The 26,244-nt window shown below is 37.3% G+C and carries 23 protein-coding genes; 13 read left to right on the top strand and 10 right to left on the bottom strand.

All coding sequences use genetic code 11. The features are described 5' to 3' along the window. The first annotated feature begins 24 nt into the window (after positions 1-24). The 10 genes from AB8P06_RS15770 to AB8P06_RS15725 all read left to right on the top strand — a co-directional run bounded on the left by AB8P06_RS15770 (position 25) and on the right by AB8P06_RS15725 (position 16,419). Complete coding sequence (locus tag AB8P06_RS15770; RefSeq protein WP_369843189.1) at positions 25-1,713, top strand: lipase family protein; 1,689 nt, start codon at positions 25-27, stop codon at positions 1,711-1,713. A 3-nt stretch (positions 1,714-1,716) separates the two neighbouring features. Further along, positions 1,717-2,052: a hypothetical protein gene (locus AB8P06_RS15765; protein ID WP_369843187.1), complete on the top strand. Its 336-nt coding sequence runs from the start codon at positions 1,717-1,719 to the stop codon at positions 2,050-2,052. Positions 2,053-2,449: 397 nt separating this feature from the next. Then, entirely contained in the window at positions 2,450-2,869 is a 420-nt protein-coding gene (gene tssD / locus AB8P06_RS15760) for a type VI secretion system tube protein TssD (RefSeq protein ID WP_369843185.1), read from the top strand. A gap of 230 nt (positions 2,870-3,099) precedes the next feature. Next, positions 3,100-5,262 (top strand): type VI secretion system Vgr family protein, encoded by a 2,163-nt coding sequence (locus AB8P06_RS15755; RefSeq protein ID WP_369843183.1) that lies wholly within the window; start codon positions 3,100-3,102, stop codon positions 5,260-5,262. Between the two features lie 5 nt (positions 5,263-5,267). Further along, entirely contained in the window at positions 5,268-6,527 is a 1,260-nt protein-coding gene (locus AB8P06_RS15750) for a tetratricopeptide repeat protein (RefSeq protein ID WP_369843181.1), read from the top strand. Between the two features lie 195 nt (positions 6,528-6,722). Beyond that, entirely contained in the window at positions 6,723-11,513 is a 4,791-nt protein-coding gene (locus AB8P06_RS15745) for an RHS repeat-associated core domain-containing protein (protein WP_369843179.1), read from the top strand. 14 nt (positions 11,514-11,527) lie between these two features. Next, on the top strand, positions 11,528-12,130 hold the full coding sequence (locus AB8P06_RS15740) for a DUF8184 family protein (RefSeq protein ID WP_369843177.1): 603 nt from the start codon (positions 11,528-11,530) through the stop codon (positions 12,128-12,130). A 180-nt stretch (positions 12,131-12,310) separates the two neighbouring features. Further along, positions 12,311-12,661 carry an immunity 51 family protein gene (locus tag AB8P06_RS15735; protein ID WP_369843175.1) on the top strand — a complete coding sequence of 117 codons (351 nt, stop codon included), beginning with the start codon at positions 12,311-12,313 and terminating at the stop codon, positions 12,659-12,661. 136 nt (positions 12,662-12,797) lie between these two features. After that, positions 12,798-15,623: a DNA polymerase I gene (gene polA / locus AB8P06_RS15730; RefSeq protein WP_369843174.1), complete on the top strand. Its 2,826-nt coding sequence runs from the start codon at positions 12,798-12,800 to the stop codon at positions 15,621-15,623. A gap of 49 nt (positions 15,624-15,672) precedes the next feature. Beyond that, positions 15,673-16,419 (top strand): hypothetical protein, encoded by a 747-nt coding sequence (locus tag AB8P06_RS15725; protein WP_369843173.1) that lies wholly within the window; start codon positions 15,673-15,675, stop codon positions 16,417-16,419. Positions 16,420-16,458: 39 nt separating this feature from the next. On the opposite strand, the gene AB8P06_RS15720 is transcribed toward AB8P06_RS15725, so the two are convergent. The 3 genes from AB8P06_RS15720 to AB8P06_RS15710 form a co-directional block, all read right to left on the bottom strand. Then, the gene (locus AB8P06_RS15720) at positions 16,459-17,094 is read right to left on the bottom strand and encodes a LysE family translocator (protein WP_369843172.1); all 636 of its coding nucleotides are present in this window, start codon (positions 17,092-17,094) and stop codon (positions 16,459-16,461) included. An 80-nt stretch (positions 17,095-17,174) separates the two neighbouring features. Next, positions 17,175-17,498, bottom strand: a complete 324-nt coding sequence (locus AB8P06_RS15715; RefSeq protein WP_369843171.1) for a hypothetical protein — start codon at positions 17,496-17,498, stop codon at positions 17,175-17,177. Then, positions 17,498-17,905, bottom strand: a complete 408-nt coding sequence (locus AB8P06_RS15710; protein ID WP_369843170.1) for a hypothetical protein — start codon at positions 17,903-17,905, stop codon at positions 17,498-17,500. Before AB8P06_RS15710 ends, AB8P06_RS15715 begins: the two co-directional genes overlap by 1 nt. A gap of 145 nt (positions 17,906-18,050) precedes the next feature. On the opposite strand from AB8P06_RS15710, the gene AB8P06_RS15705 reads away from it, so the two are divergent. From AB8P06_RS15705 to AB8P06_RS15695, 3 genes are all read left to right on the top strand, one after another. Then, a complete protein-coding gene (locus tag AB8P06_RS15705) occupies positions 18,051-18,665 on the top strand; it encodes a TetR/AcrR family transcriptional regulator (RefSeq protein WP_369843169.1) in 615 nt (204 codons plus the stop codon). Positions 18,666-18,747: 82 nt separating this feature from the next. Further along, positions 18,748-20,013: an MFS transporter gene (locus AB8P06_RS15700; RefSeq protein ID WP_369843168.1), complete on the top strand. Its 1,266-nt coding sequence runs from the start codon at positions 18,748-18,750 to the stop codon at positions 20,011-20,013. Between the two features lie 262 nt (positions 20,014-20,275). Beyond that, complete coding sequence (locus AB8P06_RS15695; RefSeq protein WP_369843167.1) at positions 20,276-20,845, top strand: cysteine hydrolase family protein; 570 nt, start codon at positions 20,276-20,278, stop codon at positions 20,843-20,845. A gap of 66 nt (positions 20,846-20,911) precedes the next feature. On the opposite strand, the gene AB8P06_RS15690 is transcribed toward AB8P06_RS15695, so the two are convergent. The 7 genes from AB8P06_RS15690 to AB8P06_RS15660 all read right to left on the bottom strand — a co-directional run bounded on the left by AB8P06_RS15690 (position 20,912) and on the right by AB8P06_RS15660 (position 26,237). Next, on the bottom strand, positions 20,912-21,253 hold the full coding sequence (locus AB8P06_RS15690; protein ID WP_369843166.1) for a hypothetical protein: 342 nt from the start codon (positions 21,251-21,253) through the stop codon (positions 20,912-20,914). Positions 21,254-21,304: 51 nt separating this feature from the next. After that, a complete protein-coding gene (locus AB8P06_RS15685) occupies positions 21,305-21,862 on the bottom strand; it encodes a YdeI/OmpD-associated family protein (protein WP_369843164.1) in 558 nt (185 codons plus the stop codon). 9 nt (positions 21,863-21,871) lie between these two features. After that, positions 21,872-22,720 (bottom strand): hypothetical protein, encoded by an 849-nt coding sequence (locus AB8P06_RS15680; RefSeq protein WP_369843162.1) that lies wholly within the window; start codon positions 22,718-22,720, stop codon positions 21,872-21,874. A 103-nt stretch (positions 22,721-22,823) separates the two neighbouring features. Next, the gene (locus AB8P06_RS15675) at positions 22,824-23,141 is read right to left on the bottom strand and encodes a type II toxin-antitoxin system RelE/ParE family toxin (RefSeq protein ID WP_369843160.1); all 318 of its coding nucleotides are present in this window, start codon (positions 23,139-23,141) and stop codon (positions 22,824-22,826) included. Next, a complete protein-coding gene (locus AB8P06_RS15670; protein ID WP_369843159.1) occupies positions 23,123-23,359 on the bottom strand; it encodes a hypothetical protein in 237 nt (78 codons plus the stop codon). Before AB8P06_RS15670 ends, AB8P06_RS15675 begins: the two co-directional genes overlap by 19 nt. 47 nt (positions 23,360-23,406) lie before the next feature. Beyond that, positions 23,407-25,122: an ATP-binding protein gene (locus AB8P06_RS15665; protein ID WP_369843157.1), complete on the bottom strand. Its 1,716-nt coding sequence runs from the start codon at positions 25,120-25,122 to the stop codon at positions 23,407-23,409. 5 nt (positions 25,123-25,127) lie between these two features. Then, a complete protein-coding gene (locus tag AB8P06_RS15660; protein ID WP_369843155.1) occupies positions 25,128-26,237 on the bottom strand; it encodes a sensor protein KdpD in 1,110 nt (369 codons plus the stop codon). Between the last annotated feature and the right edge of the window lie 7 nt (positions 26,238-26,244).

Here is a 26,244-nt window from a genome sequence, read left to right as displayed (position 1 = left end):
AGAGAAATCTAAAAATTACTAGACATGGGTAAGGAAACTTATGTAGGTGGAGATATCATAGAAACTACGGGCGGAAATAACCTTTCGTATGCGAAAGATGTCATCCAGAATGCAGGAAGCCAGGTTATTCAGCAGGGAAAAGATACCGGAGTAACCTACGGCAAGCAGGGAAGTCCACCGAAAAATCAGAAGATTTACGATGTGGTGATGTTTGTGGCCGGAACTACCGATCCCATTAATATAAAAGGAGAAAAACACCAGGCCAATACAGAATACTGGCAGGCAGGTCCTGAAAATTTCTGGGCCAAAATCAAAGAGCTGAAACCTCAGTTTCTTAATTTACATATTGAAGGTAATTTCTTCAGTTGGTCTGGTGATAACGATACCAATGAAAGAAATCTTGCTGCAGACCGTTTGCTTGATTTGTTTCTGAGGGTTTATAAATTCTGGAAAAATCAGGAAGTTCACATCCATCTCATCGGCCACTCGCATGGTGGAAACGTGATTAACCAATTTACAGAGCTTATCTCGAAGAGTCCGGATTATCCGAAATCATGGAAAGTAAAAAGTATAACCTATCTATCAACCCCCTTTTTCCATAAAAAGCACCAACTGAATCACGCCAAGCTGCATCCCAACTGTAAAATCATTAACGTTCACAATGAATATGATTTAACACAGCAGCTGATCGCGGATTTCAGTCTTGTAAATCTGGAGATTTTTCTCAAAAACTTTAAGTTTGATGATTTTGAAAAAGGGCTTCGTACCCTTAAAACAATTGATAGCTCAGCATTTGATAACCTTACCAATGTCTGGATCAATGATAAGACGGAAGGTCCGTTTTTATGGCGCGAAACTGCAAAAGGACTGCTTGGAATTAACCAGTTGACGGTTGAATTTATTAAGTACATCGAACAGATTGATGTAAATAAACCCAACCTGAGAACTGACAGGGATAGCTTTGTTCATATCCTGAACCGGTTTTTACAATGGACCCATGATGCCTACAATATCTTTGTGAGAAACAGCTCCAAAAGAAATGGCGGCTACGGAAGGAAAGAATACTTCAGCGATCTCCTGCTTTCCACTGCATTAAACATTCTCAATGAATTGTTTGCTGCCCAAACCGGAGTGAAGGACAGTTACATTTTAACCTTATTGGGTAGAATATTTGCGGAAAGCTCAGGATTAACGGATACCATTGAAATTAATTCATGGTCCCCGAAACATCAGACCAAAGGATTAAGCATACAGGATATCAATATCACTCAATTCGACCCTTACCACAGACGCAATAAAAAAGCAGCCTGTGAAGCATTCATCAACGGAACAATCCGGGCGATGCAAAACAGAAACCTGGAAGAGCTTCTGATGAGACTGTTCAGCCAGTTTGTGAAACCGGGGCTTTTAACTAAAATTTATTGGGGATTCCATGGGGCAGAGGTGTATTTTACAGGAGAAACCGATACCCAGATCAAAAGATTAAGAAAAAGCTTTGGAGTTTATCTGGAGCTGGTAAAACAATATCACGCCAATCTTGTAACGGAGGATGATGAGAAAAAGATTCCGGATATGATCAAAAGACCGGGTACGGTTCCTTATCTGGCAATGGCTTCCCACAGCCTGAGCCATACACAGTTTTGGCCGGAAGTGGAAGCCGGATTGAAAGGAGCATTCAGTTCCGGAGCAAATCCCGGCTACAAAAAGAAATAAACTATGAAACAGACCCCGAAAATTATTCTATTTGCCATAATCATATTCGTTGTATCGGCAATAGCAGTAACTACCTGGTATATTGCTGAAATAGGTGCTTATGAAGATAATATCGGTTTTATATCTGTAAAAAATGTGCTGTTCAGGTTCGGTGTTGTCGGAGCTGTTCCGTGTACCTTATTATTAACAGCAGGGTATATTTCATTTTTAAAAATTAAAAAGCCCTGGTTATTGGGAGCCATTATCGTCATATTAGGATTTTTACTCTATCTTTCCTCATTATGGTTTCTATGGTATATGAGTATCCGGAGTCTTGTTAAAGATCCTTTTGCCGGATAAATATGATATCAACTGAATAAAAAATTTAATCAAATGTATTCATAAAGAGTTGTGTTTTTCACAGCTCTTTCATTTTCTTTTAAAAAATAATGACGTGAAATTTTAAAAGTAAGATTCCTAATTCCTGTTAAATTTTCCTTAATGTTTTGTTAATATTTCCCTTTCTGGTGTGAAAATCAATTTTCATTCCTTATCTTTTTTGTATATTAAATGTCTGATTTTCATTATTTTGTGTTTTAAATTATTTCTAATATAGTAGAATTACGACACTAAATCGTAGAACTACTACAAAAACAGAGATTAACGTTTAAAAACTTTCAGGTTAAAAATAAGGGATCTATATTTGCTACATAATCATCACCAAATCACAAAATATTAACGATTAAAATTTACGCACATGGCAGCAAATTCAAGAGGAATCTTAAAATTCAACGGCGGCGAAGGTCAGAAACTATTAAAACTTAATTATAGTGTATCAAGATCTACGGACGTATCCGGTAGAGTAGCATCTGATCCGTCAAATGCATTAATCAAAATTACAGTGGAAGCTACAGAAAAATCTGACATTCTGGAAAGCTTACTAAACGGAAAGTACAAGCCTACAACAGGTGAAATTACATTCAACAAATCTCACGAAGAAGGTACTTTAATTACGCTTAAATGGGAAAACGGATATGTAATTCAACATGAAGTAGACTTCGACGCAGTTGATGAAAATAGTATGTTGATCAGCTTCGTAGTAAGTGCTGAAACAATCGACTACGGTTTAGCTTCTTATGCAGGTATCTGGCCTGGAGGAACTAATACTAACGGCTAAACTTAAATCATCTTAGTAAAAAATAAATTGGTACAGAATAGTGCACTCATTAAGAGTATACTATTCTGTTTTTTTCTTTTTTGAAACCTATATCTGAAAATATCTTGTAGAATAAACCTGGCGATCAGGTTTTTATGCATGAAATTCAGATAAGAATAAAAATATTATCGGGTGCTACCCAATAATAATACCTCATACACAATTCCATTTACAATTAAAAAAGTAAGGTTATGTTTCAGGATGATAACGCTCCAAAAACTCCTGCTCCCAAGATCGGAAAAACTTCCGTAACCAAACAAATGGGAGAAGTGGCAAAAACACAGGCGATCAGTAAAACGGGTGAGAAGATTCAGGAAAAAACAAAGGGGAAGACTCAGAAAGTAACTCAGAAACTGGCACAGGCACAGTCTTATGCAGGAGTTGCTCAAAATACCTCCAATATGTTTATGAATCAGGTTTTACAGCCCAATACCCCTGATTTTGTAGAAGATAAAGTATGGTCTCAACAGCCTACTTCCAAAATACACAACGCCAAAGCTATTCCTGAAAGTCAGATTATGGGAATTAACCGCGTTGTTAAGCTTGAAATTGTTATCGAAGGAAAAATCGTAAAACATTTCAAACATTTCAAATTAAAACAAAGTGCAGTAAGACATCATGAATTTGATTTAATGCTTGCTCACGATACCCTTGGAAGTGCCGAAAACCACAATCTGGAGGAAGCGCAAAGCTTTTTAGGAAAGCGGATCACTGTGGTTTTTAAATATAAAGACATTGAAGACGGCCCCGAAAGAAACTTTGTCGGAGTCATCACAGAAGTTGGATTCAGCCAGGAAAAAGGAAGCCTGGGAAATATTGTTCTCACAGGATACAGCCCGACAGCTCTTTTAGATGCAGCCCCTCATATTCAAAGCTTTGGGGGAGCACAGGAAATAAGCCTGAATAATATTGCCGATCAGGTAATAAAAGAAGGTTTAGGACAAGATAAATTTGATTTCAGAGTAGACTGTCAGCATGGAAATGTGTCTTACAGTTCTCAATACGAAGAAACCCATTACAATTATCTTGCAAGAATGGCTGAAGCGTATGGAGAACAATTCTATTATGATGGTGAAGTTCTTCATTTCGGAAAACTTCCGCCTCAGGAGCAGCCTGTGAAGCTTACTTACGGAAGCAGCGTGCAGGATGTGAAAATAAGGATGAAGGCACAGCATGTAAACCCTTCATTTTACGGCTATAACAGCAGTAAAAATGAAAAACTGACCACAGGAAGTTCAAAAATAAATCATACCTCGGATATTGCGAAACGCGCTTACGAAATCTCTGAAAAAACTTTTACAACCCCATCCTTAAGAGTGGCCCCGATAAAAGCAGCTTCTTTTATGGATGTAGAGGTTTCCCAAAAAGGAACGGCAGGGAGTAAAGCTTCAGATGTCTTTGTAACTTCAGGGACAACCACTGTTCCGTTTTTATACCCGGGATGTATCGCAGATATCGAAATGCGGAAAACAGATACCAATGAAACTTCCTATTTCACTAAATTAATGATCACTGATGTCTATCATGAAGTGGATGCAAGAGGTTACTATACAGGAACTTTTGAAGCTATTGCTTCAGATACGGGTTTCATTCCACGTCCTGAATTTCAGAGCTCTAAAGCAGATGCCCAGTTTGCAAAAGTAATTTCAAATACCGACCCGCTAAACCAGGGAAGAATACAGGTACAGTTTGACTGGCAGAACGGTTCAACCACGACGGAATTTATCCGAGTAATGACACCTGATGCCGGAAGTAGCGAAAAAGTAGGCAAAAATCGTGGGTTTATGGCTATTCCGGAAGTTGGGGATCAGGTAGTTGTCAATTTTGCACATCAGCATCCCGACCGTCCTTTTGTGATGGGCGGAATGTTCCACGGTGGAATTGGCGGCGGTGGCGGAGCCGGAAATAATATCAAAAGCTTAAGCAGTAAAAGCGGCCATACCGTAAGCCTTGATGACGGCGGCGGAATTACCATAAGAGATAAAGACCAGAATAATATGTTTCTGGACGGAGCCGGAAAGATCAGTGTCGAAAGCAAAGAATCAATCACACTGACCTGTGGTGAGAGTTCTATTTTTATGGATAAAGCCGGAAATATTATCATCAAAGGAAAAGAAATTCTTGTTCAGGGCGATAACATTGGAGTCAGTGGTACGGCAAGTGTCGGAATTGGTGTTGGGCCTGAAGGCGGCGATCCTACGTCAGGAATCGGTATTGAATCAACTACCCTGGATGTCGGAACAACTACCCTTTCAATGGGAGCAAAAACTGAAGCTAATTTAAGCAGTGCGAAAATCAATATCGGCGGCGGAAGCGAAACCAATATCGTAAGTGGAACCGTAAAACTGAATTAATACTGATGAATCCGGTAGATTTGGAGTTGGTAAAATTAAAAAGGCAATGGCAGAACGTCGTTTCAAAAAACGATGAAAAACCAATGCTGATCTGTTTAGGAGAGAAACATGAAACGGAACTTTTTGATGGATTTATAAAATCAAGACTGTCTGAAGACTATGACGGAGAAGATATTTTTTTAATCCATTATCAGGAATTTAACGGAATGAATTCTTTTGGACAGACGTTGTTGGATGAATGGAAAGAGTTTTATGAATTATTGGAGAAAAGCGAAGAAAATATTCCGCAATGGGAATTAAATGTTACCGATCAGACATTTAAAACTGACGCCTGTAAAGCATTTTTCCCTTTACTGGAGCTAAAGAAAAACTTTCCCAATATTCAGAATTCCAAGATCTATTTATACATCGCTCCGGTACGAATAAGTGATATTGCAGAATTATCATTATGGGTAAAAGAATGGTGCAAAATCTGTGAAAATTCCGGGAATAAAGAGATCAAGCTTGTCTGGGCAGAACATCATACCTATAAAACGTTACCTGAAAATTCTTCGGCACACAGTTTCAGAGTTGAAGTTGATATTCACCAGTTAATGCAAAATACGGCAGCTCACACCAACCGAAAAAAAAACAGTGCAGATACCGATTTCCAGCAACAGATTCTTACAGCAAGTAACCATTTAAGCAAAGGAAGATATAAAGAAGCGGAACATTCTCTGAGAACTGCTGTAAAATTAGCCAAAGAACAAAAAAATAAACAGGGCGAAATTTCTGCTTACTTTATGTTGACCCAGGCTTATATCGCCGACAAAAAAAAAGAAAGAGCAGAGGATACCTACCGGATCATATTTGAAGAAGTTGAACCCAATTCCCCATTGGAAGTTCAGATGTACATGAACTACGGAAGTTATTTATTGGGAAACTCAAAAAAAGCAAAAGGTGAACAGGCATTTGAAAAAGCGGCGGAAGTTGCTCAGACTATTGGTGAATATGCAATGGTAATCGAATGCTACAGAATTATAGGGACATTAAATGATACCATTTTGACCAAAGATAAAATGATCGGGTATTTCGAAAAATGTCTTGAAATAGCAAAACTGATGGAACCTGCTGCACTGGAACAAAGCAGTCTGAAATTTGTAGCATCCATGCTGATGATAAAATATGAAGGTGACAAAGACAAAAAAACAACGTTGGATAACGAAATGAAAAATTATTTTGGTGATGACTGGAAAGTGAGTGTCGAAAAACCAAAATATAGTTAGAGTCTGTTTAGACTTTTATTAAACAGATAAAATTGCAAAATTTTCAGCTATTAGAACTTTGATTAAGAAGCTAAGATTATTCATAATGTTTTTAAAGAAACTTAACTCCTTAAAAATGAACTTAATGGTTTGAAAAATTGATAAAATATTTAAAATGACAATTTAAATAGACTCCAAACCTCAAATTAAAATATCATGGCAGATCAGAATAAATCTAAAATAAAGAAAATACAGGTTAAAAAGCCAGATATGAATCCGGATCGGTCTCTGAGTGTTTCTGCAGACGCAACTTCGTTCAGTATGGAAAAAACCACACAGGGATGGAAAAACGGAATGAAAAATAATTTTGAATCCCTGAATCCCGTTTCTATGGCAAAATCTGTAGTCGGCGGCGGTGAAGGGGAGTCACCGTCAGGTGGCAGCGGTGGCGGTGGCGGAACTTCTGTAACCGCAGAAAAAGCGGCACCTAAAAGTAAAGTTAAATTAATTAAGGTTAATACGCCTGCCATTACCCCGACGGCAATTCAGCATACCAGTAAACATTTTGATATTGTGCTGGCAATCGATATCCACTGGACATTGATTCCGCCACCACCTTCATTCATGTTTATTCCTTTGCCATTGCCACACCCATTTATCGGGATCGTTTTTGATGTGATGGATTATATTAAATTCAACATTCCGATTCCGCAATTTATCAGAAATTTAAAACCGGACCTTCCCGAGAGTATTCCGATGGGAGGTTCAATATATGTTCACGGAAGACACAAAGCCACCACCACGACGAGTGTAATGGGTGTTGTGATTCCTTTCAGGCACGTTACCTCTCTGATTCCTGTTTACATCATTCCTTTTCCTCAGGAAGCTCCGCATGAAGGTGAAGTATATTACGGAGCCCAGACGGTTTTGGCGCAGGGAAGTAAAATGAGCGGAAATCAGCCACAGCAGGTTTTAACCTGTATGGGACTGCCATTTGGGATGACCATGCTTCCTGCTATGCCGGATAAACCGAAGAAAAATCCATTGGCTTATTTTGCATTCTATAATAATTTTTCCAGTATGTATATTCAGATCAATACAGGCGGACCTGTGCTGGTTGGTGGAGCTTTTGTACCGCATGTGTATACTCCGGGAGAAATGCTGATGCGTTTTGCAGGAATGGCTTTAATGCGGGGTTTGACAAAAAGTTTAGGAAAAGGAGTTACTAAATTTAATCACTTTTTACAAGGAAAATTCGGGAAAACGAATCCTGTTTCCAGAGTTTTATGTAAAGTAGGTTTAGAGCCTGTCAATTTTGCATCAGGTGCCATGTTATTTGAATGGGATGACTTCAATATTGAAGCGGGAACACCTTTACAATGGACAAATATCTGGTACAGTGACAGACCTTACACCAAAGGAATGTTAGGAAATGGTATTTTCAATGCTCATGATCTGTATATTGTTCCCGATGAAGAAGATGAGGTTGCAGCATGGGTTCACCCCGAAGAACTGCAGCCGATGCCAATTCCGGTTCCACCGGTTGGAGAGGAACTGACCTATTACAGAAGTCAGAAAATCTGGCAGTACAGACCCAACAGTTCTGTCTGGATCATAAGAAAGGGTACTGATATTTACACCTATAAACGTTTCCGTCATATTACGGAAGGAAGTATTTTTAAAGTAATTCATATCGAATACGGTGACGGAACAATCCGGGAATATGACTATCAGGAGGAAAATATTGTTTTAAAAAGCATTAAAGATGTTAAAAGCGGTTTCAGGATAGAAACGGTTCTTCATCCCGAGCTCAAAAAAGTTTCGGAAGTTTATTACTGCTATAAAAACCAAAGAGATCTGCAGGTTCGGTATGATTATGATGAGCACGGAAATCTTACCCATGTCTGGGATATTCATAAAAAAGCCATCGTATTTGAGTATGATGGAGAAAACCGGGTGATCCGGAGAACCAATAGAAACGAAATGAGTTACCACTGGGAGTATGATAAAAAAAGCAGGGTAATTCATACAAAAGGTCTGGAAGGTTTTATGGAAGGACTTTTAAATTACAATGAAGAAGAAGGTTATACCGAGGTTATTTATCCGAAACAGAACAATAAAACCGAAAAAAATTATTACGATGAGGATCTTTTGGTGTACAAGCAGGTTGATGGTGAAGGCGGTGAAACCTGGTATGATTACACTCCTCACAATGAATTAAAAATGATGGGAACTCCTGAAGGAAGAGTTCAGGGATACACGTATGATGAATTAGGAAACATTAAAATTTTTCACACCCCGGATGGAGAAGAATACCATTATCAATATAATGAGTTCGGACAGATTATTGCCCGTTTTTCACCTTCCGGAACTTCTGAAACATGGAATTATGATGAAGAGGGAAGATTAATAAGCTATACTGATCCAACGGAAGAAACGGTTAACTATCAATATTTAAATGACGAAAAGCTTCCTGAAAGCAGTATAAAGCAGGAAATTGAAACGCATTACGAATACAACAACAGAAATCAGATCACCAAATTAACCAACAATATAGGTGGTGAGCAATACTGGAAGTATGATGAATACGGAAGATTATTGATGTTTAGCCCGCGACCTCTAAACAGAACTCTTTGGAACCGGGATAAAATGGGTCGTGTTGTGGAAGTTAATGAACAGGGACAATTACCTTTGAAACTTCGTTACGATGCTTACGATTTACCAATTTATGCAACTGACGGAAAAGCTGAATGGCTCATGAGCTACACACCGATGGGAAGCCTGAAACGCCAGGTTCGCAGAAACGCCTTAACTTTAAAAAAAGAAGAAACCCTGGTTTTTGGTTACAATGCTTATGAAAATTTGATGAGCATTACCAATGAGAAGGGCGAGGTTTATCGGTTTGAAAGAAATAATAACAACGAAATTATCGGAGAAACCGGTTTTGACGGGCAACAAAAATTCTTCATTAGGGATAAAGACGGACTGGTTACCCAAACCCGGAACCCGAACGGGAAAAATATTTTTTACGAATATGATTTAGGAGGAAGATTAACGCAGACCCATTATCCCGACGGAACCTGGGAAGCCTATCAATACGATACCTCAGGAATGTTGATCAAAGCTGATAATGAAAACAGCAGCGTGGCTTTCGATAGGAATAAATTAGGATTGGTAACCAGTGAAAAGCAAGGCGAACATTCCATCAATTACGAATATGACGATCAGGGAAATCTGACGGGCTTAAAAAGCAGCTTAGGAGCAGAAATCGATTATGCTTACAATGATCTCGGTCAGCTTAAAAATGTAACGGCTGCCACAAAAGATGTACATCAGCCCTGGCAAATGAACCTGAATATCAGCCGAAACGGGCAATTATTTTCCCGTGAAATGACAGGCGGAGTTGAAAGTGTTTTCGAATTTGATCATACCGGAATGCCGGTAAGCCAGAAAGTAATGGTCAATAAAACCAATACTGCCTTTCACAAAGATTACCATTGGGGACCGGGAAGCCGGTTGCTGCAGGTTTTAGACCGTGTAACAGGCGGACGAACAAGATTCGATTATGATGCTTTCGGAAGTCTTGTTGCTGCAGAATATCCTAATGGCGAGATTCAGTACAAAAACCCTGATGAGACAGGCTGCTTATATGAAAGTGCAAGAAGAACCGACCGCGTTTATGACAAAGGCGGGAAACTGATGCGCGATAAAAATTGGTTTTATCATTATGATGAAGAAGGAAATTTATTGTTAAAAAGTAAACGGCCGATTAATAACGTCAAATCAGATCAGAAAGAAGAAGAAAATCATCATCCTTATTATAAATCTATCGCTGCAGACTGGCTGAATGAACCGAAATTACAGGATGGAAATATTCTGCCCAACGTCAACGAAAATTCTCCCGAAGAAATCCAAAATCCGGAATGGGAATCCGGAGACTGGGCATATTCCTGGAATGCCAACGGAATGCTGGCCAAAGTAAAACGACCGGATGGCAAGGAAGTGAGCTTTGAATATGATGCGTTGGGAAGAAGGATTTCGAAAATTGGGAATAAGAAAATAACTCGGTATATTTGGTATGGGCATGTTATTTTACATGAATGGATATACGATGTTGAAAACGAACCTAAAACAACCATTGGAGAAGAAGGGAATTTAATTTTAGAAAAAGAACCAATTACTGATCTCGTGACTTGGATTTATGAGAGAGGGTCTTACGTTCCTTGCGGAAAAACCATAAATGGTAGGTCATATAGTATTATTTCAGATTATATCAGACGGCCAATACAGTCTTATAATGAAGAAGGGAAGTTAGTTTGGTCTGCTGATTATGATATGTATGGAAAGTTAATAAATCTAAAAGGAGAGCAAAATTTTATTCCTTTCAGACAACTTGGACAGTATGAAGATGAAGAATTGGGAGGTTTATATTACAATAGATTTAGATATTATGATAATGAAATAGGATACTACATTAGCCAGGATCCAATAAAAACAGGTTCAGGAGAGCTAAATCTTTATAGTTATGTAGAAAATTCAAATGGAATGTTTGATCCTCTCGGTTTAATGCCTTGGGGAATGAATGGAGCCTATGCTACAATTTCTACGAATTTGGGAACCGAAACTTTTCATAGTTCTTCAGCAGGACACGCAGAAATGAACGGGCTTAATCATTTCGCTAACAATGGGCTAATGGAAGATCAAGATGTTATCATTAAAGATGTGCTTGGAAAGTTTAGGACAGGAGATGTGCCTGTTGGAGTATGTGTAAATTGTAGAACAGATATATTTGATGTTCTTAAAGATGGTGGTGCTAAAAGTGTCACCTTTCCAAAAACTATTGGAAATGAAGTAAAGGGCACAGTAAAAATAGATTCTCAGGATTTTGGAAAAGTACAGGCAGAATTAACAAAAGTAAAAAGAATGCCTAATACAACTATAGTCGAAAAGACTGAAAGATCTAATGCAGCTTGGGATGCACTGGAAAAATATAATAAATATAAATAACGATAGATACCAGTATGACAGAAAAAATAGAAGTAAAAGAATCAGCTTTTAAATATGATCCGGTTTTAAGTGAAATTTCTTTAATAACAGACTTGAGATTTGTATATCGTTCAAACTCATTTAAACTAGACTCAAATCAACATGGAGAAGAAAACTTAATACCACTTAAAAATATTAAAAAAGGAGAAAATAAGCTTGAATTCTCTGCTGAATCAGAAGGAGAGGAAATTAATTTTGAACTAATCAGTAAAACAGTATTAGACAATCTTTTTTTTGATATTATTGCTGATTTCAATAAAACAATAGATGAATCTTCTACTGATCTGGACAGAATTGAACTAATCTTTAAAAACGGACTTATATCAGCCTTTTACATTTATAAAAATATTCTTAATGACGATGAATATCAGCTTCTTGATTCTTTACGCATTATTAAAGAACCAGAAGGTCTTTTCTTGATTAAGCAAAAACCATTTAGAAAAATTAAACTTTCAAAAATATACTTTGAAAATAAAATGATTGTCTGTGAAAGTGATGAATCAGAAAGATATGATTTTACTCTCGATGTTAATGGCACCGTTTTAGAAATTATTTCGGGTATTTTTTCCATCATTTAAAATGTGTTTAGAAAAGGCTTGTGGGAGATTACGAAAAATTTAAAGAAAAAATCACGTAGTATATTCAGAATCGTATGATTTTTGGTACGTACGTTCGATAATTTTATTGAAGCCTTAGGTTAATGCGAAGATGAAGAATAAAAGAGAATAGAGATCAACTTTTTAAAGAATTAGAACAATATGGACATTAATGATTTTAAAGCAATGATCAAACCCTTTTTCTGGGTAGAGCATAATAACAGCTTTTCCGTTTGCTTAAACGCAGGAGATTACAAACCTGAAATTTTCGAAACAAGGGCAGAAGAAGGTTTCGAAGGAAATGGTTACGACTGGGCTTCCTTAGCACAGGGCTTTCTGGATGAGAAAAAGCCGGATTTAAGTGAAGATATTAAATTCGATCCCGAAGCCGGAATGTTCTGTGCCTATTCCTCAAACGCAGAAAGCTTAAAAGAATTTATTTCAGAATTTAAGAAAGCCTGTGAAGACGATGCCGTAATACAGGATTTGTTTTCAAAAGCAAAATTAGATTAGCCTATTCATTAAAATATATAAAAGACTTCGTGAAGAGGTCTTTTTTTATGGCATCGGATCTTAAAAATTAAAATCTCAGCCCAAAATGTAGACTAAAAATATTCCTATTTTCTTATATTTGTTCATTATACAAAATATGGACGCAACACAAGATAAAAGGCTGTTTCTTATCGATGCTTATGCAATGATTTTCAGAGGATATTACGCATTGATCAGGAATCCGAGGTTAACGAGCACAGGAATCGACACATCTGCTATTTTTGGTTTTACCAACTCTCTGATCGAATTGATCAGAAGAGAAAAACCAACCCATCTGGCTGTTGTTTTTGATGTGGGACAGGCAAGTGTGAGAACGGATGACTATTCAGATTACAAAGCCAATCGAAGTGAAACTCCGGAAGCCATTAAAATTGCGGTCCCTTACATTCACAGGATCCTGGAAGCGATGCATATCCCCAATTTAGGGGTGGAAGGCTATGAAGCGGATGATGTGATCGGAACTATCGCCTGCAAAGCAGAAAAAGAAGGCTATACCACTTTTATGGTAACACCGGATAAAGACTTTGCCCAGCTTGTGACTGATAAAATTAAAATCTACAAACCCGGTTTAAAAGGTGGTGATATTGAAATTCTTGGAGTGGAAGAAGTCAAAGCCAAATACGAAATTGAAGATCCGAAACAGGTGATCGATTTCCTGGCCATGATGGGCGATGCAGTAGATAATATCCCCGGACTGGATGGTGTCGGAGAAAAAACGGCCATGAAATTTCTTAAAGAATTCGGAAGCATTGAAAATCTTTTAGCCAATACCGATCAGTTAAAAGGAAAGTTAAAAGAAAAAGTGGAAGCTTCGGCAGAACGCGGAATCCTTTCCAAAAAATTAGCCACCATTATCTGTGATGCCCCGATCGAATTCCATCAGGAGCAGTATGATCTTGAGACACCGGATTTTGAAAAAGTAAAGGAAGTTTTTGATGAAATAGAATTCAGAAGGCTGTACGAAAATCTTTACCGTGCTTTTGCTCCTGCAGAAACCGTTGTGGTTGCTGAGGTTGAAGTGACTCAGACAGCACAGGTTACCCAGGTAAAAGGCCAGGTTACCCAGCTTGATTTATTTGCCAATTTTGAAGAACTGGATCAGGCTACGTCTACAAAATCAACCATCGAACACAACGAACATTTATATCAGTTCGTCAATAACCCAAAAGCCCAGAAAATTCTTGTTAACAACCTGCTGAAGCAAAGAGCAGTTTGTTTTGATACCGAAACCACTTCCCTGAATGAGCTGGAAGCAGAACTGGTAGGAATGAGTTTTTCATATAAAAAAGGTTTGGCTTACTATATTCCTTTGTCAGAAGATAAAGGTGAAGTACTGCAGACCCTGGAAATTTTCAGGCCGTTTTTTGAAAAAGAAGACCTTCTGAAAATTGCCCACAATCTGAAATTCGATTATAAAATCCTGAAACAGTACGATATTACAGTCAAAGGAGCAATGTTTGATACCATGATTGCCCATTACCTGTTAAATCCGGACGGAAGACACGGAATGGATTATCTTTCCGAAGTATATCTGAATTATAAGCCTGTTTCAATTGAAACCATTATCGGTAAAAAAGGGAAAAACCAGGGAACTTTCAGAGATGCCGACCTCAGGACACAAACCGATTATGCTGCAGAAGATGCAGACGTAACGTTCCAGTTGTATGAATTGTTTGCTCCACAATTAAAAAAAGAAAACTTAGAAGATCTCTTCTTTAAAATAGAAATGCCGTTGATGGAAGTGCTGGCAAAAATGGAACTGGCCGGAATTTCCCTTGATGAAAAATGGCTGGCTCAGGAAAGCATCGATCTCGAAAACGATTTAAGACAATTGGAATCCAAGATATTTGAGATTTCAGGAGAAGAATTCAATATGAATTCACCAAGGCAATTGGGTGAAATCCTGTTTGAAAAAATGCAGCTCGATCCGAAGGCCAAAAAAACCAAAACCGGACAGTACGCAACTTCGGAAGATGTATTACAGAAACTGTCTTCAAAGCATGAGATCATCAAGCATATCCTCGAATACAGAACCTACCAGAAGCTGAAATCAACCTATGTAGATGCTTTACCGTCGCAGATTGACAGAGACGAGCGTGTACATACCAATTTCTCACAAACCACAGCGGCGACAGGCCGTTTAGCAAGTGTTAACCCGAATTTACAGAACATTCCGATCAGAACATTGAGAGGGCAGCAGATTCGTGGTGCATTTGTTTCAGGAGAAGGAAAGAAAATTATCTCTGCCGATTATTCGCAGATTGAGCTTCGTCTGATTGCTGAGATTTCAGGAGAAGACAATATGATCAAAGCATTCCAGAACGGAGAAGATATCCACGCGTCGACTGCTGCAAAACTGTTTAAAATACCTTTGGAAGAAGTTTCCAAAACCCAGAGAAGCCAGGCTAAAACCGTTAACTTCGGAATTATTTACGGTCAGGGTGCCTTTGCATTGGCAGAGCAAACCGGTTTATCAAGAACCGAAGCCAAGCAAATGATCGAAGCTTATTTTGAAACCTATCCGAAATTAAAGGCATATATGGCGGAACAGGTCAATAAAGCCCGTCAGTTAGGCTATGTAGAAACCATTTTAGGAAGAAAACGCCATTTAAAAGATATCAATTCCGGAAATTTTGTAGTAAGAGGCCATGCTGAAAGAAATGCGGTAAACGCTCCTGTACAGGGAAGCGCAGCAGATGTCGTGAAAATGGCAATGATCAAAATTGATCAGCAACTCGATGAGCAAAAACTGCAGACCAAAATGTTATTACAGGTTCATGACGAATTGGTGTTTGAGTCTCCTATTGATGAGATTGAAGCAGCATCCAAACTGATCAAAACCGAAATGGAAAGTGCCATTGAAACACAGGTTCCGTTACTGGTTGAGGTTGGGGTAGGAAACAACTGGCTGGAAGCGCATTAAAAAGATGTTTAAAAAGAAATTTTTTCTCTGCATTTTTCTATGGCTTGGAATGAGTTTATTTTCACAGGAAAAGAAAATATTATTCATCGGGAATAGCCTTACTTATTATTATGATATGCCGAAAATGCTGGAAAAAATGTTGAATGAAAAGGGTGATAAAACGTATAAAGTTACCCAGGTAACTTTTCCGGGAATACAGTTGGAACAACATATCATAAACGGGGTTGCAAAATTCAGGTTTGATGAAACCGTTTGGGACGATGTCGTTTTGCAGCATGGAACTTTGGGATATTATGTCCCTGAGGAAGTTGAAAAACATATTCTGCCTAGCATAAAAACATTCCAAACCTATGATACCGGTGGAAAGGCAAAATTCTACCTCTTTTCAACCTGGGTTGATAAACAAAAATATCCTTTTAAAAATTGCTATCCCAAATTTCTTTATACCAGCAACGGAAGCCATACGGATGAAAAGTTTTGCTCCAAAGAATTTCAAAACCGTAATGAGCAGAAAGATTATCTGGAAAATCAGTACGCTCTGATTGCAAAAGAAACAAATATTACCCATACAAAACATTCAGCATTGGAATATGAGTTTGAAAAAAATTACCCCTACTTCAATATGTGGGATGATGATTCCCATCCTTCAAAAATCGGTTCCTATTTCAATGCCTGCATTTTCTATAAAATGTTTTCAGGCAGCAGCTTAAAAGATACCGGAGAAAATTTTAATATTTATCCGGAAACCGCTTCTGTGATCAGGGATTTTGTGGAATATAATTACTCAAAGTTTTAGAGGGAAATTAATTTAATTGATTAAGTAAATTTATTAACTCTACTTTGCCTTTGTCAATGTCATTTTCACTGCAAGCGCAGTCAGTATACTTGCCATAAACCATTTCTGAATTCTTATCCAGACCGGATTTTTAGCGAAAAAGGAAGCTGCCTTTGCTGCCGTCAATACAATGATGAAATTTATTGTAAAGCTTATAAAAGTCTGCGTGATTCCGAGTTCTAAGCTCTGGGTAAAAACAGAACCGTATTCAGGCTTTATAAACTGAGGGAAAAACGACAGATAGAAGATAGCAACTTTAGGGTTGAGCACATTGGTGAAAAAGCCTACTGCAAATAATTTTCCGGGCTTGTCTGCCGGAATGTTTTTATCTACTTCAAAAATGTTTTTACTGTTTGGTTTAATCGCCTGGTAAGCAAGATACAATAGATATACTGTTCCCAGAGATTTTAAAATCATATAGGCAAAAGGGACTGCAAATAATACAGCAGTAAGGCCAAAAGAGACCATCACAATGTGAAACAGAAAACCGCAAACCACCCCTGCAAGAGAAGTTAAACCTGCTCTTCTTCCCTGTGTAATGGATCTGGAAATTAGATAGATCATATTAGGTCCCGGACTGATCACCAAGACCAATGCAGCTAAAGCAAAGAAAAAAAGATCGTGAATGGGGATCATAATTTTTCGCAAAGATAAAGATTATGTTGTCATGATATAGGCGAAATCCATATCATTTTTTTACCAGAAACTATTGGAGCTTATTCCTTACAATGATAAAGCTTTTTATATTCCTGATACATTGCATAATTAATCTCTCTTTCTTTTTCAGAAAGCTCATTTAATTTTGGGTGAAGTATACTGAAAACAATCAGCTCATTTACCTTATTAATTGCTTTATCTCTTTTTATTTTCTTCAGATAAATTTTTCCATAATCTCCATACCGGATGAAATATTCCGAAAAGTTTTTATTGAATTTTTTTTTGTCTTTTTCAAAGATAAGATTTAGGTTCGCTTCGTTTTTGGTGAGTTCGTTTGATTTTAATATTTCCGGATTTTTGAATGACTCTTTAATCAGAATCATTAAATCACGTTTATTTGTAGAGATTTTATCTTTTTTGTTTTAAAGTCCTTGATGCCGTTGATTTCCTCTATCAGATGAATTGCTTCTATTTTTGTTAGCTCTTTATCAATTTCCGTATTAATTTCATTATTGGTTAAAAACCGTATGTCTACAGGATCATAAATCCCATATTCATTACTATAAATAGTACCGGTGTCGAAATATTGCCGGGTTATGAATTCTGATGTTGCAGCCAGATCTTCGCCACGATTGTCATACTTCGGGTCATAAACCATTTCATTGCAGCTTTCAAGTTGAGTAATTCCCGTAGTTGTATCTAATGGCAGAGCGGTTTTACACGAAATGAAAAATATAAATAGAATATAGTATTTAACCGGGAAATTTGAAATTGATTTAAAACAAAGCATTAATGTATGATGGTTTTCATAATATTATTTACAAACCTAAGATATTAATTTCGATTAAATAATTTTAAAATATTTTTTTCGTTTCGACAAAATTCGTAAATTTGTCAAGCGTTTTCAGAAACCTATTCTTAAAACGAAGCAATACATGAATCAGCCACTTTCTCAGGAAGAAATTTTAAAAAGCCAGATCTTACAGACTGCACAGCAATTGTATCAGCGTCACGGAATTAAAAAAGTGACAATGGATGATGTGGCGAAGGCAGTAGGGAAAACGAGAAGTGCCCTGTACTATTATTTTAAAAACCGGGATGAGCTTTTTGAAGCGGTGATGATTTCCCAGGTTGAAGAAATTAAAAATGATCTGGAGGCTGTTATGAACAAAGAAAAAACTTTTGAATCTAAAATTAAAGCTTTCTGTTTTGCTAAAGTTAAAGGTTTTGAAAATACCAGAAGTTTTATTGCAGCTGTAGAGGCCAGAATGGATAATGAAGAGCGATCAAAGTATGCCGATATTATGAACGAGGTACATCAGAGAATGATGCAGGCGGAAACTGTTTTACTGAAAAAAACAATTCAAAAGGCGGTTGATCTTAAAGAAATCTCCAAACCGGATCCCGGTATGCTCGATACTTTGTTATTCATGCTGATCAGCAGCATTCGTGGAATCCGTCGTGAATCTGCGATTGAAACCTTTAAAAATCAGTGGGAAGCAGGAGCCACAATGCTGGCTGACCTGTTTGTCGGGAAGATAAAGAATTAAATTTTTTTTAATTAAAATTTGACGTTTTGATGGTTTTTGTCAAATAGTTAGATTTAATACTATAATAGAATTGACTTAGGAAATGATGAGTATAACCAATGTAAGTACATTCAGGGCTTTTAAAAGCGATAATTTTAAATACTATTTTGCAGGGCGTTCCATCTCCCAGTTCGGGACGTGGATGCAAAGGACAGCTGTGGTATGGCTGATTTATTCATTAACCCATTCTACTTTTATGTTGGGAGTTACTGTTTTTGCGGAACAGTTTCCGTCTTTTTTATTCTCTTTTATCGGTGGAGTAGCAGCCGACCGTTACAACCGCAGCACCATAATCCGATGGACACAGATAGGAGCGGTTGTACAAACCTCTTTACTGGCTATTCTGCTATTGACCAACCACATTGTAGTTTGGGAAATTCTGGGCTTAAGTGTTGTCCTGGGAATTATCAATGCATTTGATGTTCCGGCCCGCCAGACAATGATCAGTCAGGTAGTGATGGAAGAAAGTGATGTTCCGAGTGCTCTTTCATTAAGTGCTGCCATGGCAAGTGTAAGTAAAGTATTGGGACCTGCAGTAGCCGGCTTTGTATTGGAACACTGGAATGTAGGCTTTTGTTTTGTCCTTAATGCGGTTGGCTTCATTGCAGTTATCGGATGCTTTGCCATGATGAAACTTCCGCCGTATGAAAAAAGAGTGACTGATAAAAAAATTGTTTCTGAGTTTAAAGAAGGGATCCTCTATCTCAAAAATGAACCCAGAATTGGTTTAGTCATTCTGATGCTTTGCCTGATCGGTTTGCTGGTATTGCCTTATGATACCTTGATTCCGGAAGTGGCAAAAGTTACTTTTAAAGGTGGTGCAGCTACTTTCGGATATATTTCAGGATTTATTGGGCTAGGTGCGGTTTCCGGGACTATTTTATTAGCTTCACTGAAAAGAAATGATAAACTTAGATTCTACCTGATTTTAAGTACGGTCGTCCTTGGCTTAGGTCTGATCTTTTTTTCACAGACTACAAGCTTTTATTGGGCCATGCTGTTTGTGGTATTTACGGGTTTTGGAAGTGTAATGCAGTTTACAAGCTGTAATATCATCGTTCAGTCCGAAGCGGCTCCTCATATGCGCGGAAGGGCTGTAAGTATTCTTCTGACCGCCATTTTCGGGATGCTGCCATTGGGAAGTTTGCTTACCGGCTATGCTTCTGAGCATATTGGAAGTAGTAATACGCTTTTAATACAGGGGATTCTGGCTATTCTTATCGCTGCTTGTTTTTACAGGCTGTTTAATTCATCTAAGAAAAATAATCTTCCGGTTGATAAAACGGAGGAGTCAACTGATAATAATTAAGGTAACTATATACTATTTTACACTTATTTTTTCTTGCTTCTTTGATCGTTTTTATCGCAAAGAAAATTATGAATCAGACTTATTAAGATGAGCAAAGTTTTTTAATCTATTAAAATAGATTTTTAAAAGAATGCTTCATAGCAGCTTTGCTGCTTTTCTTTGCTTTTTTTAAAATATAGCAATCGGATTTAAAAAGCTTTGCGTTAATTAAAAAATGATGAGTGTAAAATAGTATATACTTGCCATAATTAAAATTTTAAAAATGCAAGATTCAAAGAAAACCGCCTTATTGGTAATGGATTTACAGAATTCCATTTTACAGAATATCGAAGATACCAAACCATTGCTGGATAATGTATCAAAAGCCATTGCTCATGCAAGAGCAAAAGAAATTCCTGTTATTTATGTCATCGTTTCTTTCAGGGCCGGAGTTCCTGAAATCAGTAATCGGAACAAAATTTTTTCCGGAATTGGAAATAAAGAAATGTGGACTCCTGAATTTGTAAAACAATGGGAAGAGATTCATGCAGATGTAAAGCCTCAGAATAATGATATTATGGTAACAAAACGCAGGATCAGTGCTTTTGCAGGAAGCGACCTGGAAATCGTTTTGAGAGGATTGAATATTGAACACCTGGTACTTTCCGGTGTCAGTACTTCAGGGGTGGTTTTATCTACCCTTCGTGAAGCTGCAGACAAAGATTTTGAGCTGACGGTTCTTTCCGACTGCTGTGCAGACAGAGACGCAGAAGTTCATCAGGTATTGAAGGCAAAAATATTTCCGATGCAGGCAGAAGTGATCGATGTTGATGCATGGATAGGTTTGGTTTAAAACCATCGGGTTATCTGAAACAATATTCAATGTGTCTTAGATAGGATAATGAAATGTAAAGCTTGTTCATTTAAAGAACATCTTATAAGCCTCTATGAGAATAAAACCAAGAATGAATAAAGCCACAAACGAAATAATATAAAGAAGATAAAATTTTCTGCTTTGACGATAATCAAAAGTGCTGCTAAAATCATCGGTTGTCAGAAAGTGATTTTCTTTTAAAATTTTTTCAACACGATCAGAATCTTTTTTGTTGAAATAAAACCTTACCGGATCTAAGCTTCCGGGCATTTGAAAATCTATCCAATATTCAATTTCCGAGTCCAGAAGCTTTCCTTCAAAAGCAATATACTTTCTGTAAGGAATATAAATTCTGTATTGATCCTGATCAAAAATTGTTGGCTTCAATTGATTATTTTTTTACAATTTAATAATTTAGGGGTTAAAAATCCAGAATTTTTATAACACTCTTTTCTGTTGTTCACTTTCCCGGATTGTTTTTTCAAGCCGGGATTGTCTCGTTTTTTCCTGTTTGGCGCTCATGATCCAGTGAAGCATTACTTTTTTATACGACGGAGCCTGATCACTGAAAAATTTCCAGGCTTTTTTATTCGTTTTAAATTGTTTTTCATAGGCAGGATCAAGGGTAGCCGGTTCTTTTTCATGAGAATAGATTCCTGATTTTTCCTCTTTTCTCAGTGAAAATGCTTTCTGTCCTGCTGTTGTCATCAGACCGGCCTTAGTGAGATCTTCCATTTTTTTGATATTGATCGCACTCCAGATGCTTGTAGGCTTTCTGGGCGTAAAACGGATGCTGTAGCTTTCTTTATCTATGGATTTTCTTACTCCGTCTATCCAGCCGAAACATAATGCTTGATCTACCGATTCAGACCAGGTCATAGAGGGTTTTTTAGTTCCTACTTTGTAAAAACCTACTAACAGTTCATTTTCTGTTTGGTGATATTGAACCAGCCATTCTCTAAATTCTTCCTGGGTTGTGAAAAATCTTGCAGCCATTGTTGAGCTTTATTTTTTTAAAGATTCTTTTAATTCTTCGAAAAGTATTTTATTGTAATATTTTCTTACTTTCCTTTTCAGCTTATTGGTGGAAATGTCTTCTTTTACATTCATGCCATTGAAATATACTTTTGTCGTGCCGTTTTTCAGGCTCAGCATAGAAAAATTGAGATTTCTTAGCGTATCCTGATCAATGATCAACTGATTTAATTTATAAAAATGAATGTCATTTTTCTCAAAACCCGGAATCCTTTCAAGAGCACGCTTGCTGATAGGATAGATCGTGTCAAAAACAATATTTTCTTTCCTGAGCTTTTCAATAATTTCATTTTGGGTATAATTCACAGTAAATGAACATTTAGCACAGTTGAAATTCCCATTGCTTCGGGTATAATAAAAACTGGGCGGTGGCGAAGTTGCCATTAAAGTGAAAAGGGCAGGCAGCAATACAAGAGCAGGATGAATTTTTTTTATTCTGATGCTTTTCCACTGATCGATTCCTTTGATCATCAGATAAGGAACAGGTAAAAGCAACAATACCCATACATCGGAATAATCAACGGTCCGGGTAATAGGAATTAATGCATATTGGTTGTAAAAACGGATCAGTCCTTCGGAATAACCGGATTTCCAGAATATGAAAAATACGGCACTCAGCCATACTGAATGCAGTTTAAGCCTTGGGAAAATATAGGTTAAAAGCAAGGGAAGGATAATGATTCCTGCGATGTCAGAAAGCTTACCGGTCAGCAGATTTGAAAATTCATATTTCAGAAAATGATCATTCAGAAACAAAATAAAGATGCAAAAAATGAATACATAATTGAGCAGAAGATATTTATTCCGTTGTATTTTCATAATATATTGAAATTATGAACTGAAAATACTCAAATTATTAAGAAAATAAAAACAGCGATGAAAAATCCTTTTCCTTCGCTGTTACCATTATAATGTAGTTAAGTTAGCCTTTGATTAATTCCATAATGTTCCATCCAGTCCTAAAACAATTCCCAGCTATAAAGAAATAAAGAATAATCAGTTCAGATTTTGAAAACTCGTAGAAAATTAAATAATCACGGACAATTTTTACCCTGACATTTTCAATAGTTGTTCTTCTTCCAATAGTGGGATGTTCTGTCAATAACTGAATTGTGCTGATTATTAGTTTGTTGAGTTTTATACTGAATGTTTTAAATTTATTTCTGAGGATCCAATATTCAAGAATTTCTTTTCGTTCGGTATTGGCTTGGAATGTCCAGATTACTTTTCTTTTAGCCATTTTTCAATGTCCTGATTGGCTTTATCTTCAGTAATATATTCTGAATTTTTATACTCTTCTCTGGCTTCAGCAATTCTGGTTTTTTGAGATTCATTGAGAATATATTCGTCATTATTCAATTTAAAATCTAAAAATTTTTGAATTTCCTCTATAATCCGGGCTTCTTTTAATTGAGCAATTTTGCTGATTAATTCTAGTTTTAAATCTGAGGTATTCATCGGATGTGAATTTAATTCAAATTTAGACAATTTTATTGAAACTTAATTTAAACCAAAGGCAGCCTGAAATAAAAAGTACTTCCCTGATTTGGTGCGCTTTTTACCCCGATTTCACCGTGTTGCTTTTCAATAAAGTTTTTCGAAATGGCTAAGCCCAGTCCGGTACCGTTCTGATGTTCTCCCGGCACCTGGAAATAGCGTTCAAAGATCTGGCGGTGGTATTTCTCATCAATTCCGCTTCCGGTATCTGTGATGCTGAACTGAACGGATTCACCTGATTTTTCCACCACAATTTCAATGCTTTCATCCTGGAAAGAATGTTTGATGGCATTACTCAGAAAATTATTCATAACCCAGACTGTTTTATCAAAATCTGCCGAAATAAAGTCATTGTCTTCCAATAGGTATTTGGCGGTAATGGAAATATTCTTTTGTTCTGCCAGTTTTTCAACATTTTTAATGGCGGTCTGAACGATTTCTTTCGGCGCACAGCTTTCAATTTGAAGCCGGATGTTTCCGGTTTCTACCTGCGAAAGATTCAGAAGCTCCCCTGTAATATCAAGCAGTCGCTGGCCATCTTCATTGATGCTTTTCAGAAGCTCCTGTTGTTGGGCATTCAGTTCCCCGAATTTTTGATTTCCCAATAATTGAACGCCCATTTTAATAGCGGCAATCGGTGTTTTCAGCTCATGAGAAATGGTGGCTATGAAATTGGTTTTTGCAAAATCAAGCTCTTTAAAAGGAGTGATATTCCGGAGAAGAATTACCTTTCCAATGTATTTCTTTTCTTTCTCGCCTGTTTTTACAATATTGATGGGTACTATTTCCTGTTCAAAATAATTTTCTTTATGATCCGAAACAATCTTTATAGGTTCATTTACGGGATGCTCGATATTTTTAAGAAGCTCCCGCATAAGATCATTATTGACTGCGACTTCATGAGCGGTCTTTCCGATAATTTCTTCCTTACGGAGATTGGTGATTTTCAGGGCTTCATCATTGATCATGTAGATGAAATTATTTTCATCAAGCCCGATCACGGCATCGTGCATATTGTTGACCAGCGTTTCAATCCGTTTTTTGTCCATCAGCTGCGTGGAGAGCGTGCTGCTTTCATATTCCTGAAGCTTTTCCGCCATAATATTGAAAGAGTTGGCTAGGTCATTAAACTCTTCGCTTCCTTTAAAATGTACTCTTTCATTATAATTTTTATTTGCGATCTGTTTGATACTGAAGGTAAGCTGATTGATAGGTTCCGCAATGGTTTGCGGTAAATTAAAAAGAAGAACAAAGGCAATCAGAAAACAAACCGTACCCAGGCTTACAATCCAGAATGTTGCATTCTCAGCGGTGATAATGGCAATATCACTTTTACGCTCGATACCTTTCATATTCAAAGCCATGATTTTCACCAGATCTTCGCGGATCAGTTTTTCTTTTTCATAGGTACGATCCTTCAAATAGCTTTTAAAATGAAGATTCAGGTTTTGTGTAGCTTCTTTTTCGCCAAATTCGGTAAGGTTTTTTTCCTGTAGAATATTGTTTTTCTGAAAATTTTTAATGGCAATTGCACTGTCGGTATTGATTTTATCCAGGGCCAGAATCATATTTTGAGAAAACTCCAGACTGTTGTAGTTGGCAATAAGGATCTTTTCGGTATCCGATTTAAGTTTATTGATATACACGGATCCGATGACCGACAGTAAAACGATCAGTATGAATAAAAGACCTACGCCTAAAGTGAGTTTCGTTTTAAGTTTCATTACTTTTAAGATAAAATAATAATATCAATCTGCCTTTCATTCAAACGGTTCATCAGGGTATAAATCCAACTGTAACCGGAAAGCCGCTGCCAGAACTTCGGATGGGGTTTCCCGATACAGACTGTTGTAATATTATGCTGGATCACGTAGTCAAGAATACCTTTGTGAACACTGTTTTCTTTTACACGGATTACTTTCGCACCCAATTCCTGTGCTAAATTAAAATTATTAATCAAATATCGTTGCTTATCCAGGGCTATTTTTTCAGGATTTTCAGCAGGCCTTTGAATATACAAAACCGTCCATGGACTGTTGTAATAGCTTGCCAGACGGGCAGTTTTCCGGATGATGTTTTTAGCGATTTTCTCATTGCTGCTGATACAGGCAAGGAATTTTATAGGTTTAAAATTTTCAGTTTTGATCTCGGTTTCCACCTTTCTTTCAACATGAGTGGCCACTTCTTTCAAAGCCAGTTCCCGAAGCTGTAAGATATGCCCGCTTTGGAAAAAATTATTTAAAGCGGTCTGAATTTTTTCTTTTTTATAAATTTTCCCTTCTTTAAGCCTGGTCAGAAGTTCATCAGCTGTTAAATCGATATTCACCACCTCATCAGCAAGGGCAAGAATTTTATCCGGAACACGCTCCGAAACCTCAACTCCGGTGATTTTTTTAACCTCTTCATTCAGGCTCTCGATATGCTGAATATTCATAGCGCTGATCACATTGATCCCGTTGTCCAGAATTTCAAGAACGTCCTGCCATCTTTTTTTATTTTTTGAACCTTCTACATTGGTGTGGGCCAGTTCGTCAACCAAAACCACTTCAGGATGTTCGTTGATGATCGACTGAAGATCCATTTCTTCAAGGTTTTTTCCTTTGTAGAAAACAGAACGTCTTGAGATTTCCGGAATACCTTCTACAAGTTCCTGAGTTTCCTCCCTTCCGTGAGTTTCTATGTATCCTATTTTTACATCAATGCCGTTTCGTAAAAGAGCATGGGCTTCCTGAAGCATACGGAAGGTTTTTCCCACGCCGGCACTCATTCCGATATAGATTTTGAATTTCCCTTTCCGGGATTTCTGAATGAGTTCTAAAAAATGTTTGGCTGATGACATTGATTTT

Origin of the sequence: Chryseobacterium tongliaonense, from assembly GCF_041224435.1 — a bacterium.
Classification (GTDB): Bacteria; Bacteroidota; Bacteroidia; order Flavobacteriales; family Weeksellaceae; genus Chryseobacterium; species Chryseobacterium tongliaoense.
The sequence above is the reverse complement of the archived record's forward strand: the minus strand, read 5'-3'. Positions and strand labels throughout refer to the sequence as shown.

Bases quoted from the DNA above. Each gene is read 5' to 3' on its own strand.
- AB8P06_RS15740 (WP_369843177.1), top strand. From the start codon at position 11,528: ATGACAGAAAAAATAGAAGTAAAAGAATCAGCTTTTAAATATGATCCG.
- AB8P06_RS15715 (WP_369843171.1), bottom strand. From the start codon at position 17,498: ATGATTCTGATTAAAGAGTCATTCAAAAATCCGGAAATATTAAAATCA.
- AB8P06_RS15695 (WP_369843167.1), top strand. From the start codon at position 20,276: ATGCAAGATTCAAAGAAAACCGCCTTATTGGTAATGGATTTACAGAAT.
- AB8P06_RS15755 (WP_369843183.1), top strand. From the start codon at position 3,100: ATGTTTCAGGATGATAACGCTCCAAAAACTCCTGCTCCCAAGATCGGA.
- AB8P06_RS15770 (WP_369843189.1), top strand. From the start codon at position 25: ATGGGTAAGGAAACTTATGTAGGTGGAGATATCATAGAAACTACGGGC.
- AB8P06_RS15750 (WP_369843181.1), top strand. From the start codon at position 5,268: ATGAATCCGGTAGATTTGGAGTTGGTAAAATTAAAAAGGCAATGGCAG.
- polA (WP_369843174.1), top strand. From the start codon at position 12,798: ATGGACGCAACACAAGATAAAAGGCTGTTTCTTATCGATGCTTATGCA.
- AB8P06_RS15735 (WP_369843175.1), top strand. From the start codon at position 12,311: ATGGACATTAATGATTTTAAAGCAATGATCAAACCCTTTTTCTGGGTA.
- AB8P06_RS15720 (WP_369843172.1), bottom strand. From the start codon at position 17,094: ATGATCCCCATTCACGATCTTTTTTTCTTTGCTTTAGCTGCATTGGTC.
- AB8P06_RS15765 (WP_369843187.1), top strand. From the start codon at position 1,717: ATGAAACAGACCCCGAAAATTATTCTATTTGCCATAATCATATTCGTT.
- AB8P06_RS15670 (WP_369843159.1), bottom strand. From the start codon at position 23,359: ATGAATACCTCAGATTTAAAACTAGAATTAATCAGCAAAATTGCTCAA.
- AB8P06_RS15685 (WP_369843164.1), bottom strand. From the start codon at position 21,862: ATGGCTGCAAGATTTTTCACAACCCAGGAAGAATTTAGAGAATGGCTG.
- AB8P06_RS15705 (WP_369843169.1), top strand. From the start codon at position 18,051: ATGAATCAGCCACTTTCTCAGGAAGAAATTTTAAAAAGCCAGATCTTA.
- AB8P06_RS15725 (WP_369843173.1), top strand. From the start codon at position 15,673: ATGAGTTTATTTTCACAGGAAAAGAAAATATTATTCATCGGGAATAGC.
- AB8P06_RS15675 (WP_369843160.1), bottom strand. From the start codon at position 23,141: ATGGCTAAAAGAAAAGTAATCTGGACATTCCAAGCCAATACCGAACGA.
- AB8P06_RS15680 (WP_369843162.1), bottom strand. From the start codon at position 22,720: ATGAAAATACAACGGAATAAATATCTTCTGCTCAATTATGTATTCATT.
- AB8P06_RS15660 (WP_369843155.1), bottom strand. From the start codon at position 26,237: ATGTCATCAGCCAAACATTTTTTAGAACTCATTCAGAAATCCCGGAAA.
- AB8P06_RS15700 (WP_369843168.1), top strand. From the start codon at position 18,748: ATGATGAGTATAACCAATGTAAGTACATTCAGGGCTTTTAAAAGCGAT.
- tssD (WP_369843185.1), top strand. From the start codon at position 2,450: ATGGCAGCAAATTCAAGAGGAATCTTAAAATTCAACGGCGGCGAAGGT.
- AB8P06_RS15710 (WP_369843170.1), bottom strand. From the start codon at position 17,905: ATGCTTTGTTTTAAATCAATTTCAAATTTCCCGGTTAAATACTATATT.
- AB8P06_RS15665 (WP_369843157.1), bottom strand. From the start codon at position 25,122: ATGAAACTTAAAACGAAACTCACTTTAGGCGTAGGTCTTTTATTCATA.
- AB8P06_RS15745 (WP_369843179.1), top strand. From the start codon at position 6,723: ATGGCAGATCAGAATAAATCTAAAATAAAGAAAATACAGGTTAAAAAG.